Source organism: Streptomyces sp. NBC_01477 (assembly GCF_036227245.1).
Taxonomy (GTDB): domain Bacteria; phylum Actinomycetota; class Actinomycetes; order Streptomycetales; family Streptomycetaceae; genus Actinacidiphila.
In genome coordinates, this window is the sequence record NZ_CP109445.1 from 2971812 (window position 1) to 2985273 (window position 13462).

12 protein-coding genes are annotated in these 13462 nt (G+C 72.7%); 3 read left to right on the top strand and 9 right to left on the bottom strand.

Features of this window, described 5'->3' with window-relative positions; genetic code table 11:
- Window positions 1-4: 4 nt before the first annotated feature.
- Entirely contained in the window at window positions 5-970 is a 966-nt protein-coding gene (locus tag OHA86_RS11930) for a zinc-binding dehydrogenase (protein ID WP_329174849.1), read from the bottom strand.
- A 37-nt stretch (window positions 971-1007) separates the two neighbouring features.
- The gene (locus OHA86_RS11935) at window positions 1008-5483 is read right to left on the bottom strand and encodes an Hsp70 family protein (protein WP_329174851.1); all 4476 of its coding nucleotides are present in this window, start codon (window positions 5481-5483) and stop codon (window positions 1008-1010) included.
- Window positions 5484-5620: 137 nt separating this feature from the next.
- Between OHA86_RS11935 and OHA86_RS11940 the strand changes: the two genes are divergently transcribed.
- The gene (locus OHA86_RS11940) at window positions 5621-6091 is read left to right on the top strand and encodes a hypothetical protein (RefSeq protein WP_329174853.1); all 471 of its coding nucleotides are present in this window, start codon (window positions 5621-5623) and stop codon (window positions 6089-6091) included.
- Between the two features lie 141 nt (window positions 6092-6232).
- Here OHA86_RS11940 and sodN read toward each other — a convergent pair whose 3' ends face one another.
- On the bottom strand, window positions 6233-6628 hold the full coding sequence (gene sodN, locus OHA86_RS11945) for a superoxide dismutase, Ni (RefSeq protein ID WP_329174854.1): 396 nt from the start codon (window positions 6626-6628) through the stop codon (window positions 6233-6235).
- Between the two features lie 138 nt (window positions 6629-6766).
- Here sodN and sodX point away from each other — a divergent pair, with 138 nt between their 5' ends.
- Window positions 6767-7192 (top strand): nickel-type superoxide dismutase maturation protease, encoded by a 426-nt coding sequence (gene sodX / locus OHA86_RS11950; protein ID WP_329174856.1) that lies wholly within the window; start codon window positions 6767-6769, stop codon window positions 7190-7192.
- On the opposite strand, the gene OHA86_RS11955 is transcribed toward sodX, so the two are convergent.
- From OHA86_RS11955 to OHA86_RS11970, 4 genes are all read right to left on the bottom strand, one after another.
- Complete coding sequence (locus OHA86_RS11955) at window positions 7096-7728, bottom strand: CGNR zinc finger domain-containing protein (RefSeq protein ID WP_329174858.1); 633 nt, start codon at window positions 7726-7728, stop codon at window positions 7096-7098. The genes sodX and OHA86_RS11955 overlap by 97 nt on opposite strands.
- Window positions 7729-7897: 169 nt before the next feature.
- The gene (locus OHA86_RS11960) at window positions 7898-8704 is read right to left on the bottom strand and encodes an amino acid ABC transporter ATP-binding protein (RefSeq protein WP_329174860.1); all 807 of its coding nucleotides are present in this window, start codon (window positions 8702-8704) and stop codon (window positions 7898-7900) included.
- Between the two features lie 2 nt (window positions 8705-8706).
- Window positions 8707-9657, bottom strand: a complete 951-nt coding sequence (locus tag OHA86_RS11965; protein WP_443053944.1) for an amino acid ABC transporter permease — start codon at window positions 9655-9657, stop codon at window positions 8707-8709.
- 1 nt (window position 9658) lies between these two features.
- Window positions 9659-10633 (bottom strand): ABC transporter substrate-binding protein, encoded by a 975-nt coding sequence (locus OHA86_RS11970; RefSeq protein WP_329174861.1) that lies wholly within the window; start codon window positions 10631-10633, stop codon window positions 9659-9661.
- 414 nt (window positions 10634-11047) lie between these two features.
- Between OHA86_RS11970 and OHA86_RS11975 the strand changes: the two genes are divergently transcribed.
- Complete coding sequence (locus OHA86_RS11975; RefSeq protein WP_329174863.1) at window positions 11048-12268, top strand: NAD(P)-dependent malic enzyme; 1221 nt, start codon at window positions 11048-11050, stop codon at window positions 12266-12268.
- 336 nt (window positions 12269-12604) lie between these two features.
- On the opposite strand, the gene trxA is transcribed toward OHA86_RS11975, so the two are convergent.
- Both trxA and OHA86_RS11985 read right to left on the bottom strand, forming a co-directional pair.
- A complete protein-coding gene (gene trxA, locus OHA86_RS11980) occupies window positions 12605-12940 on the bottom strand; it encodes a thioredoxin (RefSeq protein ID WP_329174865.1) in 336 nt (111 codons plus the stop codon).
- Window positions 12937-13383: a MerR family transcriptional regulator gene (locus OHA86_RS11985; RefSeq protein ID WP_329174867.1), complete on the bottom strand. Its 447-nt coding sequence runs from the start codon at window positions 13381-13383 to the stop codon at window positions 12937-12939. Before OHA86_RS11985 ends, trxA begins: the two co-directional genes overlap by 4 nt.
- Window positions 13384-13462: the final 79 nt, after the last annotated feature.

The following is a 13462-nucleotide window of genomic DNA, read 5'->3' on the forward strand; positions in this document are numbered from 1 at the left end:
GCGGTCAGCCGCTGGTGAGCACGATCTTGCCGAACACCTCGCCGCGCTCCAGCTGTTCGAAGCCCTCGCGCGCCCGGTCCATCGGCAGGACCGTGTCGATGACCGGGCGTACGCCGGTGGCCGCGCAGAAGCCGAGCAGGTCCTCCAGCTCGTCCTTGGTGCCCATCGTCGAGCCGATGACCCGCAGTTCGAGGAAGAAGATCCGGTTCAGCCCGGTGGCGGCCGGGTTCACGCCGCTGGTGGCGCCGGAGATGACCAGGGTGCCGCCGGGGCGCAGCGACTTGACCGAGTGCGACCAGGTCGCGGCGCCGACCGTCTCGATGACCGCGTCGACCCGCTCCGGCAGCCGCCCGCCGGGCTCCACGACCGCGTGCGCCCCCAGCTCCAGCGCCCGCTGCCGCTTGCCCGCGTCCCGGCTGGTGGCGTAGACCCGCAGGCCCGCCGCCTTGGCCAGCACGATCGCGGCGGTGGCGACCCCGCCGCCCGCGCCCTGCACCAGGACCGCGTCCCCGGGGCGTACACCGGCCTGGGTGAAGAGCATGCGGTACGCGGTCAGCCAGGCCGTCGGCAGGCAGGCCGCCTCCTCGAAGCTCAGCGCGGCCGGCTTGGGCAGCACGTTCCAGGTCGGCACGCTGACCCGCTCGGCCAGTGTGCCCTGGTACCGCTCGGTGAGCAGCGACCGGCGCTCGTCGGGGCCCACCCCGTGGCCGGTCTGCCCGATCACCGAGTGCAGCACCACCTCGTTGCCGTCCTCGTCCACCCCGGCCGCGTCGCAGCCGAGGATCATCGGCAGATTCTCCTGCCCGAGCCCGACCCCGCGCAGCGACCACAGGTCGTGGTGGTTGAGCGACGCGGCCTTCACCGTGATCGTGCTCCAGCCCTCCCGCGTGCCGGGCTCCGGGCGCTCGCCCAGCTCCAGCCCGCTCAGCGGCTGCTCTGCGTCGACACGTGCGGCGTATACGGCGAACATCCCCCGACGCTAACGCATCGGCGCCCGCCCTCGGGCCTCATCCGCGGTCCCCGCCGCCGCCGTCGCCGCCGCCGGTCAGCCCGAATCCGGCGCTCACCAGGAGCGGGGCCAGCGAGTCGGCCGTGACCGCGAAGGCGGGCTGCGACGCCCCGCCGGGCACCAGGGTGCCGATCACCTCGCCGAGTTCGTTGAGCAGCGGGCCGCCCGCCGCGGCCGGGGTCAGCCGCAGGTCGGTCCGGTACACCTGGAGGCCGTGCTCGGGAAACGGCTCGAACTTCTCGATGATCCCGGGGCGCAGCGCCTCGCCGGGCGCCGCCGCCCAGACCAGGTCGCCGATGTGGGTGAGCCGCGGGAATCCCAGCCGCAGCGGCGGGGTCGGCGCCGGCCGGGCCAGCAGCAGCACCGCCGTGTCGATGGCGGAGGCGTCGGGCAGGAAGGCGTGCTGTACGGTCCGCGGCCCGTCCGCCAGGCGCACCACCGTCGCGGTGCGGTCCGCCGCCAGCCATCTGCGGCTGGTCACCACATGGCGGTCGGAGACCAGGAAGCCGCTGCCGTCGCCGACCCGGACGAGCGCGGCGCCGGCCGCCGCCGCGAACCGCTCGGGCCGCGCGGGGTCGCGCACCACGGCCGGCAGCCTGGCGGCGTCTTCGAGCAGGAACCGCCGGTAGCCCTCCGCGTCGCCGACGCCCGCCAGGCAGCGCAGCCGCCGCCGCAGGTCCTCCGGCAGTGCCGGCGGCTCGGCCAGTTCGTCGAGCGCGCGCAGCGCGCGGCCGTGGTCGCCGGCGTCGTGCAGGGAGCGGAAGCGCCGCAGCGGGTCGCGGTCGATCGCGGCGAGCGAGGCGAGCACGTCGTTCCAGCGGGCCATCCGCGCCATGCCCCGGCGCATCCGCCCGAGGCGTTCGCCGAGCTGGTCGGCGAGGTGCCGCCCCGCGGGGATCCGGTCCACGGAGCCGGGCAGCGCGAGGTAGTCCCGCACGGTGGTCAGCAGATCGAGCAGCGGGCCGCGCAGCGAGAGCAGCTCGTTCTCCAGCTCGGCCGACTCGGGGCCGTACATCTCGGCCAGTACGCGCTGGGTGGCGGCGTCCACCGGCTCGTGGGAGGGCCGGTGGGCGCTCAGCCGCTCCCGGAACTCCCGGCACACCCGCTCGCAGTCGTCGTCCGCGCCCTCGACCAGCTCCCGCAGCTCCCGGTGGATCCGCTCCACCTCGCGCTGGTCCAGGTGCCGTTCCGACATGGCCCTGATCTCCTGCGGCGAGAGCAGCGTCGTGTCGGTGAAGTCGACCGACCGGCTCCTACCCGTCCCCTTGTCCGTCGCGGTGACCGTCAGGACGCAGCTGGCGTCGAATTCGAAGGTCACCTCGATCTGCGGTTCCCCCATGGCCAGCGGCGGGATGCCGGTGAGCGGGACGACGCCGATCCGCGAGCGCGGGTCGAGCTGTCCGTTGTAGACCTCGATCCGCACCTCCGACTGGTTGTCGGTGACGGTGGTGAAGACGTCGGAGCGCTTGACCGGGATCTTGGTGTTGCGCTCGACCAGGACGGAGAAGCCGTCGCTGCCGTCGTCCTTGAGCACGGCGATGCCCAGCGGGAAGGGCGTGACGTCCAGCAGCAGGCTGTCCTTGAGGTGCCCGGTGAGCGCCGCCCCCTGGAGGGCCGCGCCGCACGCCACGGCGGCCCGCGGGTCGGCCAGCACCGTGCGCTTGAGGTCGAAGACCCGCTCGACGGCCCCGCTGACCAGCGGCGAGAGCATCGGACCGCCGACCAGGACCAGGTGCTTGGCGGGGACCGCCATGTCGGCCCGCATCTTCTTGCACACGTCCCGCAGGGTGCGCAGCGAGCCGGCCAGCAGCCGGGCCAGCTCGGTGCGGTCGAGGGCGACGCGGACCTCGGGGCGGCCCAGGAAGGCGTTGAGGGTGTATTCCGCCTCGTCCTGCGAGGACAGGGCGATCTTGAGGTGCTCGGCGGCGAGCGCCAGCCGGCGCCGGGTCCGGCCGCCCGAGGGGACGTCCAGACCCTGGGCCCGCAGCTGTTCCGCGAGTTCGTCGGCGATGAGGGCGTCGAAGTCCTGCCCGCCGTACTGGTTGTCGCCGAGCACCTGCTCGACGTCGTAGACACTGCTGTCGACGTCGAGGGCGCTGACGTCCAGGGTGCCCGCGCCCAGGTCCACCACGACGATCTGCCCGTCGAGCCGCCGCTGCTGGGCCGCCGCCATGCACGCGGCGGTCGGCTCGTGGATCAGCCGTACGGCCGTGACCCCGGCGATCGCGCAGGCGTCGCGGGTGGCGTGCTTGGCGTTGTTCAGGAAGTACGCGGGGATGGTGAGGATGGCGTCCGGCCGCTCCAGCCCGAAGTCGTGCCGCTCGGCCGCCCAGACCAGCCACTCGTCCCTGACCTGCCCGATCTCGGCGCGGGCGAGTTCGGCCAGCCGCTCCTTCACGTGGTCGTGCAGCAGCTTCTCCACCAGGGTCCTGGCGTGCCGGATCAGCCGGGCGGCGACTTCCTCGGGGCGGTACTCGCGGTCGCGGATCCGGTAGACGATGCCGTCGCCCATCCGGCGTTTGGCCGCGCTGATGTGGCCGACCACCCAGGGCGCGAGGACCTGGTCGCCGGTCAGCCCGACGATCTCCTCGCCCCGGTCGGTCACGGTCAGCGTCGAGGCGAAGTGCGCCTTGCCGCCGTCCGGGCAGATCACCGGGCGCGCCGCCAGACTGTCGTAGACCGCGGCGACACAGGTGCTGGTGCCCAGGTCCAGGCCCCAGGTCGCGGCGAAGCGGTGGTCGACGTCGGCCCGGGCGCGCGCCACCCAGTCCGCGACGCGCTCCTCGAACGCCCCGCGGCCGACCGCGCCGACCGCGTCCAGCGCCTCGCGCACCCGGTGCCGCAGCGGCCCGGGGATCGCCGTGTCGTCCTCGGCCACCAGCTGCCGCAGCACGTCGGCCGCGGACGAGGCGAGGCCGGCGCGGTCGAGCGCGTCCAGGCACAGGCGGACGAGCTGCCCGATATCGCCCGCCTGGCGCAGGAATCCGTGCAGCCGCGGGTCCTCGACCGCGTCGTCGCCCTTCGCCGCGATCAGGCAGCGTGCCGCCGCCGCGGGGTCGTCGGCCCTGGCGTAGAGCGCGGCGGCCTCCTCGTACCGGCCGGCCTCCTCATGGACGCCTGCCGCGCCCAGCAGGTCGCCGCCGGCTTCGCGGGCCGCGGCACGCGCGGCCCGCCCGCGCGGCGAGTCGTCGCCCTTGAGGACCCGGTCGGCGTCGCCGTACCGCTCGGCCGCGCGGTAGAGGCGGTGGGCCCGGTAGAGGTCCCCGGCCTCGGCGGCGTGGCGGGCCGCCTCGGCCGACTCGCCCGCGGCCTCCTCGAAGTGGCTCCACTCCTGGTGCACGGCCGCGCGCTCGCCGTCGGGCGCCTGGTGCAGCGTCTGCTCCAGGCGGCGCCTCTCGACCGCCACGAGGGCCGCGCGCACGCTCTGGGCCTCCGCGCGCCGGCGCAGGACGGGCTCGGTGTGTTCCGCGGCCCGCTCCAGGTGCGTCAGGACCACCGACGCCAGCCGTAAGGCCTCGGCGGTGTCCTGCCGCTCGGCGTGCGCCTCGGCCTCGGCGGTGCAGGCGGCGGCCAGCGACGCGAGCCGGTCGGTGTCCTCGCCCGCGCAGGTGTCGAGCGCGGCGAAGTGGTCGCCGCGCGCCTCGTGGCAGCGGCTCACCCCGTCCTGGCGCCCGGCGCGTTCGTAGTGCGCCAGCGCGTCGTCCGGCCGCCCGGCCGCCAGCAGCAGGTCGCCGGCCCGCTCGGCGAGCAGCCGCAGATCGTCCGCCGCCCCTTCGCTGCCGGCCAGCGCCAGTCCGGCCAGGACGTCGTCCAGCCGCGGCGAGGCCGTACAGCAGGCAAGCGCCTGCCGCCGGCGCGCGGCGGTGTCGGCGAGCCGCACCGCGTCGGCGCCCCGGCCGAGGAAGAGCCGCACCGGGTAAAGATCGGGCAGCAGCGGCTCGGCGAGGTGGTCGAAGAACGCCGACCAGAGCGCGGCGTCGCCGGTCAGCGCCGCCCTCGCGGTGTACGCGCGCAGCGCGTCGGTCGTCAGCCCGAGGTCGAGCAGGCCCCTGTCCTGCCAGCGGCCCAGCAGCGCGACGAGGTCGTCGGCGCCGTCCTGCTCGGCGGCCCGCGCTGTCAGCCGGCCCGCCGCCGTACGCTCCAGCGCGCGGTCGCCGAGCCGCCCCGCGACGGCCGCGACCACCGTCAGCGCGGACCGGTCGGGGTGGTCGGCCAGGCCGTGCAGGGCCACCAGTTCCGCCGGGCCGAAGGCCTTCGGGTACGCCTCGGCGGGCAGCCGGGCGTCGAAGCGCCCGTAGAGCCGCAGCGCCGTCCCGGCGTCATGGCCGAGCGCCCGCACCAGCGCGTCGCCGTACGCGGGGGCGGCGCCGTCCAGCTCCCTGGCCGTGAGCGCCGTGGGTCGGAACCGCCGCTCGACGGTCCTGAGGGCCTTGCGCAGCGCCCTGGGCGCGCCGTCCGACGACCTGCTCAGCACGTGTCCTCATCCCCCGGCGGTCACAAGGCGGGCATCGGAAACTCATGCTAACGGCCGCCGGGGATACGGGAAATGAGAGTGTGTCAGCCGCGGGACGCGAGTCGGGCCGGCGTACGGCCCGAGGAGAGGCGGACGGTGTGGGCAGCAGTCAGGGCCGCGGGCGCTGGGCCGCGGTGGTCACCAGGGTCACGGGCTTCTTCCGCGGCGGCGGCAGCGGGCAGGGCCGCGCACCCGGGCGCGGGCAGCGGGAACGGCCGCCGGTCACCGTGCGCAGCGGCGCGCAGGACACCGAGCTGAGCCTGGACCGGTCCGGGCTCGCCGTCCGCATCGCCTGGGCGCGGGTGGGCGGCGGCTACCGCTGGGAGGTCAGAGCGCGGATGCGGTGGGAGGAGGTCGCCCTGCTGGATTTCGGCTACGGCAGCCACGACACCGTCGTGTCGCTGTACGCGGTGCCGCGCGGCGGCCGGCGCCTGCACCTGGTGGACGCCCGGGTCTTCACGGCCGCCCAGTGGAAGGAGCTGGTGGCCGGCGTCGAGGCCCACAGCGGGGGGCGCCTGACGATCGATCTGAGCCGGCGCGACCGGCCGGGCCCGCTCGGCGACTCCTGAGCGCCGTGGCTCCCGAGCGCGCCGGCGGCTCCGGCCCGCCCTGCGCGCGTCGCGCGCTCTCCGCGCCGGGAACGGCCGCGCCCGGCACCTCCCCTGGGGGACATGCCGGGCGCGGTGTTGACCCGTGGGGGACCGAAGGCGTCAGGCCTTCTTGGTCTCCCAGAAGATCTTGTCGATCTCCGAGATCAGGTCGAGGGCCTTCTGGCCGGTGGCCGGGTCGTTCGAGGCCTTGGCGGCGCTGAGGGCCTTGAGCGTGTCGTTCACCAGCTGGTGGAGCTGGGGGTACTTCTCGAAGTGCGGGGGCTTGAAGTAGTCGCTCCACAGCACGGAGACGTGGTGCTTGGCCAGCTCGGCGCGCTGCTCCTTGATGAGCACGGCACGCGTGCGGAAGTCCGCGTCCTCGTTGGCCTGGTACTTCTCCTGGACTGCCTTGACGGACTCGGCCTCGATGCGGGCCTGGGCCGGGTCGTACACGCCGCAGGGCAGGTCGCAGTGTGCGCTTACCTTCACCTTGGGCGCGAACAGGCGAGTGAACATGGCCGTCCTTCCTCGTGATCGTCTTTCAGGTGGGACATTACTCCCTGGAGGAGTCGTTTTCTCGGGTGCCCCTGGTGGCTTGCGACAAAAGTCCGGTGTCACTCTGGGTCCGATGGCGGAACGAACCAGGAGGCGGTAATGCGGGAGCAGGGGGCCAGGCTGTCGTGGCAGCTGGTCGAGGTCACTGGTCCGTCGATGGCGCCCACGCTGCTGCACGGGGACTGGCTGCTGATCCAGAAGATCAGCAGCGGCGCCGAGCTGGTGCGCGAGGGGGACGTCGTGGTGCTGAAACACCCGTTGCAGCAGGACCTGCTGATCGTGAAGCGGGCCGTCGAGCGCCGCGAGGGCGGCTGGTGGGTGCGGGGCGACAACACGTTCGTGCAGAACGACAGCAGGGAGTTCGGCACGGTGCCCGACGACCTGGTGCTCGCGCGTGCCAGGGGACGGTTCAGGCCACCGCGTGAACTTCAGCGGTCGGTGGCCGGCGTGGCGTCGTGGGCGGCGTCCTGCGTACGGCCGCTGCGGCCGGACCGGTCGCTCTCCAGGCGTTTGCGGGCCCGGTAGGCGGCCACGTTGGCGCGGGTCGCGCAGCGGTCGGAGCAGTAGCGACGCGACCTGTTGGTCGATGTGTCGACGTAGGCGTTGCGGCAGGGCGCGGCCTCGCAGATGCCGAGCCGGTCCACGCCCAGCGTGGTCAGCTGGAAGGCCAGGCCCATGCAGGCGGTGGCCGAGTAGCCGGCGGTGGCGTTGGCGGCCTGCTCGGCCAGGTGCATGTGCCAGTCGGGGCGCCCGGTGGCGTCGTCGAGATGGTCGTGCCCGGAGATCTGCGGGCTGACCGGGAACTCCAGCATGAGCGCGTTGAGCAGGTCGACCGCGCGGACCTCGTCCTCCTCGTCGGCCGCCTCGAACACCCCGCGCAACCGGGTGCGTACGGCGCGCAGCCGGGCCACATCCGCGTCGACGGCGCGCGAGCCGGCGTGCGAGGCCGGCCCGACCAGCTCGCGTATGGCCTCGACCGAGGTCAGCGTGTCGGTGCCGCGCAACGGCTGCTCGCTGTTCACGAGGCGCACGGCGTAGTCCGAGTAGTAGGCCAGATCCACAGATGGTCCTCTTTGGTCCTTTACGGGGTGCGGTCCGGCGCCGGTAACAGCCGGATCTGACTCCAGGCTATTACCGGGCCGGCGGTCGCGGGCACGGCGGCGCGGGACGGCACGCCTTCGGCGCCGCGGGGCGGCGCGGTCGCGGTCGCGGTACCTGCGGGCCGCATGGTCAGAGCACCTTGGACAGGAAGGTCCTGGTGCGCTCGTGCTGCGGGTTGGTCAGCACCTCCCGCGGGTGGCCCGACTCGACCACCACACCGTCGTCCATGAAGACCAGCGCGTCGCCGACCTCACGGGCGAAGCCCATCTCATGGGTGACCACGATCATGGTCATGCCGTCCTCGGCCAGCCCGCGCATCACGTCCAGGACGTCGCCGACCAGCTCGGGGTCGAGCGCGGAGGTGGGCTCGTCGAAGAGCATCAGCTTGGGCTCCATGGCCAGCGCCCGGGCGATGGCCACCCGCTGCTGCTGGCCGCCGGACAGCTGGGCGGGGTAGCTGGCCGCCTTGTCGGCCAGGCCGACCCGTTCGAGCAGCGCGGCGGCCCGCTCCCGGGCGACCGCCCTGGTCTCCCGTTTGACCTGGACCGGACCCTCCATGACGTTCTCTATCGCGGTCATGTGCGGGAAGAGGTTGAAGCGCTGGAAGACCATGCCGATGTCCCGGCGCTTCGCGGCGACCTCGCGGTCGCGCAGCTCGTACAGCCGGTCGCCGCGCTGCCGGTAGCCGACGAGGTCGCCGTCCACCCACAGCCGCCCGGCGTTGATCTGCTCCAGGTGGTTGATGCAGCGCAGGAAGGTGGACTTGCCCGAGCCCGAGGGGCCGATCAGGCAGCACACCTCCCGCGGTGCGACCTCCAGGTCGATGCCCTTGAGGATGTGCGCGGCGCCGAAGGACTTGTGGACGTTCTGCGCCTTGACCATCGGCTCGACGGGGCTGCCGCCGGCGCCCGGCTTGGTCATGCTGGGAATGCTCATGATCAGGCCACCTTCGGTCGGCGCAGGGTGGTCAGGTTCGTTCTGACCTTCTGCCACGGGGTCAGCGGCAGCGACCGCAGCGAGCCGCGGGCGTAGCGCCGTTCCAGATAGAACTGGCCGACGCTGAACACGCTGGTCAGCACCAGGTACCAGATCGACGCGACGAAGTACATCTCCATGATCGCGTTGGAGCCGACACCGATGTCGGAGGTGGCGCGCAGGACTTCGGAATACTGCACGACCGAGACCAGCGAGGACGTCTTGAGCATGTTGATGAACTCGTTGCCGGTCGGCGGGATGATCACCCGCATCGCCTGCGGCAGCACGATCCTGCTCATGGTCTTCACGCCGGTCATGCCCAGCGCGTGCGACGCCTCGGTCTGGCCCTCGTCCACCGACTGGATGCCGGCCCTGACGATCTCCGCCATGTAGGCGCCCTCGTTGAGGCCGAGGCCCAGCAGGGCGGCCACGAAGGGGGTCATCACGGCGACGGTGTCGTTCTTGTAGATCGGCCCCAGGTTGATCGTGTGGAAGATCAGCGAGAGGTTGAACCACATCAGCAGCTGCACGTAGACCGGGGTGCCGCGGAAGAACCAGATGTACAGCCAGGAGACCGCGCCGGTGACCGGGTTCTTCGACAGCCGCATGACCGCGAACAGCACGCCGAGCACCAGGCCCATGGCCATCGCGCACACCGAGATCAGCACGGTGTGCCACAGGCCGGTCAGCACGGTGTGGTCGAAGACCTTGTCGCCGACCGTGCTCCAGATGATCTTGCCCTGGGAGAAGCCGTACGCCAGCCAGCCCAGCAGCACCACGACCACCACGGCGGCGACCCACCGGCCGTAGTGGCGTACCGGAACGGCCCGGATCGCCTCGTAGGGACTCACGGGGATCTCGTCGGAGGGGCCGGCCGTACCCTCGGGGGCACGGCCGGCCGATGTCCCGCTCACGTCACGAGCCGCCGTTGACCGCGACGGTGGCGATCGCGCCGGAGGCGGCGTTCCACTTCTGCAGGATCTTGGCGTAGGTCCCGTCCGCCACGATCGCGTCCATGGCGGCCTTGAGCGCGTCCCGCAGCTGGGTGTCGTTCTTGTTGACCGCGATGCCGAACGGCCCGGCGTCGGCCGGTGCGCCGGCGACCTCGAAGTCGGCGCCCTTGCCCGAGGTCTGGGCGATGTAGGCGGCGACCGGGGTGTCGTTGAGGTCGGCGACCGCGCCGCCGGCCTTGACCCGGGTCTGGGCCTGGGCGTCGGTGTCGAAGGCCTGGATGGTCAGGCCCTTGCTGCCGCAGGCGGTCTTCTGCTTCTTGAAGGCGTCCTCGTAGATCGTGCCGCGCTGCACGGCGACGGTCTGGCCGCACAGGTCGCCGAGCGACTTGACGCCCTTGGGGTTGCCCTTCTGCACCAGCAGCGAGGAGCCGGAGTTGTAGTAATCCACAAAATCGACGCCGGTGCCGATCTTCTTGCCCTTGTCGTCGAGTCCGCCCTGGCGGGCCTTGGTGTCGCTCATAGCGGACATCACGATGTCGGAGCGGCCGGTCTGCAAACTGGTGATGAGCCCGTCGAACGTGCCGTTGGTGAACTTGAACGTCACCCCGAGCTTCGCGCCGAGCGCGGCGCCGATGTCCGGGTCGATACCGACGATCTTGCCGTCCTGGGTCTGCTCCATGGGCGCGTAGGACGCGTCGGTGCCGACCTGGATCACCTTGGAGTCCTGGTACTTCTGCGGCAGCTTGGCGAACAGCGAATCCGCTGCGCCGCTGGTCGTCGCACCGCCGGCACCCGCCGCGCTGGAACTCGGCGGCGTGTCGTCCTTCTTGGTCTGGTCGCCGCACCCGCTGAGCGCCAGGGTGCCGGCGACCGCCACGGCGGCGACCGCGCTGAGCCGGGAGAGGGCGGTGGTACGCCTGGTCGTGCGTACGGTCATCGCTGTGTCCTCCTGAAGAGGTGAAGTGTCCTGCTGGCGGCCTGGCACACGCCTTCGAGTACCGCCACCGTGTGTGATCTGTGCATCTTGCCATCCGGACAGCGCCGACCGGGGGGCCTGTTGTGTCAAAATCGGATAACGGGCGATCCCCGGGCTCCCATCGGGCCGGCACACCAAGGCAGGACCGCGATGGGGCCGCGCCGATCAGGGCTTGATCCATTCCCTTTGGCGCCCTGAAACAGTCATCCGGTAGAACGGATCCTCACCCCTCATCCGGGGCCGGTGCGCGTGCGGCGCACCAGGCGTCCCTGTCCGCCACTTCGCTCACTCGTCTCTGGTGACGCGGACGCCGAGCCCACCTCCCCCCGCCCCCGGGGTGAGCAATCTCCCTCATATCTGACAAAGGGGTCACAAGTGGCAACGGAGATCGTTAATCCGCTGACAGGCGGCAACGCCGGGCCGGCGGCCGACACCGACGACATCCCCCTCGATCCGGTCTTCGCGCTGCACCGCGGCGGCAAGATGGAGATCGCCTCCACCGTGCCGGTGCGCGACGCCGCCGACCTGTCGCTCGCGTACACCCCGGGGGTGGCCGAGGTCTGCACCGCCATCGCCGAACGCCCGGAGCTGGTGCACGACTACACCTGGAAGTCACAGGTCGTGGCCGTCGTCACGGACGGGACCGCGGTGCTCGGGCTCGGCGACATCGGGCCCGAGGCGTCACTGCCGGTGATGGAGGGCAAGGCGATCCTCTTCAAGCAGTTCGGCGGCGTCGACGCGGTCCCGATCGCCCTGGACTGCACGGACGTCGACGAGATCGTGGAGACCGTGGTCCGGCTCGCGCCGTCGTTCGGCGGGGTCAACCTGGAGGACATCTCCGCGCCGCGCTGCTTCGAGATCGAACGGCGGCTGATCGAGCGCCTCGACATCCCGGTCTTCCACGACGACCAGCACGGCACCGCGGTGGTGACGCTCGCCGCGCTGCGCAATGCCGCGAAGCTGACGGGGCGTGACATCGGCGCGCTGCGGGCGGTCATCTCCGGGGCCGGCGCCGCCGGGGTCGCCATCGCCAGGATCCTGCTGGAGGCGGGCATCGGCGATGTCGCGGTCACCGACCGCAAGGGCGTGGTCCACGAGGGCCGCGACGACCTCAACCCGGTCAAGCGCGAGCTGGCTTCGTATACGAACCGGGCCGGCCTCACCGGCTCGCTGGAGTCGGCGCTCGCCGGCGCCGACGTCTTCATCGGCGTCTCCGGCGGCACGGTGGCCGAGTCCGCGGTCGCGACGATGGCCGAGGGCTGCTTCGTCTTCGCGATGGCCAACCCGACCCCGGAGATCCACCCCGAGGTCGCCCACCGGTATGCCGCGGTGGTCGCCACCGGGCGCAGCGACTTCCCCAACCAGATCAACAACGTGCTGGCCTTCCCCGGCATCTTCGCCGGCGCCCTCCAGGTGCGCGCCTCGGCCATCACCGAGGGCATGAAGCTCGCCGCCGCCGCCGCGCTGGCCGATGTGGTCGCCGGCGAGCTGAGCGCGGACTGCGTGATCCCGTCGCCCTTCGACGCCCGGGTCGCGCCCGCCGTGACCGCCGCGGTCGCGGCCGCCGCCCGCGTGGAGGGCGTCGCCCGCCGCTGATCCGGCCGGCGGGCGCCCCGCGCCGTCGATCGGGCCGGCGGGTGTGACACGCCTCCGCCGATCCCGGTTACGGCGTGGCGCGCGGCCGATCATGGCCGCACCTGGCTGACCTGCGGAAACGGCCGGTGCCCCGACGGGGGCACCGGCCGTTGACCACGATGTGACGAGCGTCACGTCAAATGGTGTCACACCGAACCCGCTTGGATTGCTCATACATACGCCTGGTGTGACGCCGGGCACGGAGCACCCCCGTTCGCCCGGCCCCCCGTACCGGTGAGCGGGGGTGTTTCCACGCCGCGCTCCGGAGGGGGGAGCGCGGCGACCGCGCTCCCCGGCTCACACCACGTCGGCCAGCTCCTGGAGCAGCCGGCGCTTCGGGCGGGCGCCCACCATCACCTTGACCGGCTCACCGGCCCGGAAGAGCAGCAGCGTCGGCATGGACATCACGCCGTACGCGGCCTGGGTGGCGGGGTTGGTGTCCACGTCGAGCTGGACGATCCGCAGCCGGTGCGCCTCCTCCACCGCGATCTCCGCGAGCACCGGGGCGATCATGCGGCAGGGCGGGCACCAGTCGGCGGTGAACTCGACCAGCACCGGCAGGTCGCTGGCCAGCACTTCGGCGGCGAAGGTGGCATCGGTCACGGTCGGTACGGCGCTTGCGGTGGCGGTCATGGCGGAAGGGTCCCCTCGTCGTGCCGCCCGGCAGGAGCGGCGGTCAGTTCGCACAGCGGTTCCGCGTCGGCGCCCGCGGTCACGGCCGCCTCCCGCTCGGCCCGCAGCAGTTGGGCGGCGACCTCGGCGCGTACCGAGGTCAGCCGGTCCACCCACGCGTCGATCTCCGCCAGCTTGCTGCGGTAGACCGCGAGTGAGGCGGCGCATGTGTCCCCGGCCGGGTGCCCGGCCCGCAGGCACTCCACGAACGGGCGGGTCTCCTCCAGGCCGAAGCCGTAGTCCTGGAGGGTGCGGATCTGCTCCAGCATCCGCAGGTGCTCCTCGCCGTAGCTGCGGTAGCCGTTGCCCGCCCGGTCGGCCGGCGGCAGCAGGCCGAGGGATTCGTAGTAGCGGAGGGTTCGCGGCGTGGTGCCGGCGCGTTCCGCGAGTTCGCCGATGCGCATGGTCACGACGGTAGACCTTGACGTACGCGTCAGGGCCAGCCCGCTTTCCGCGGCGGCGGGACGGGCGGGCGGCACGGGC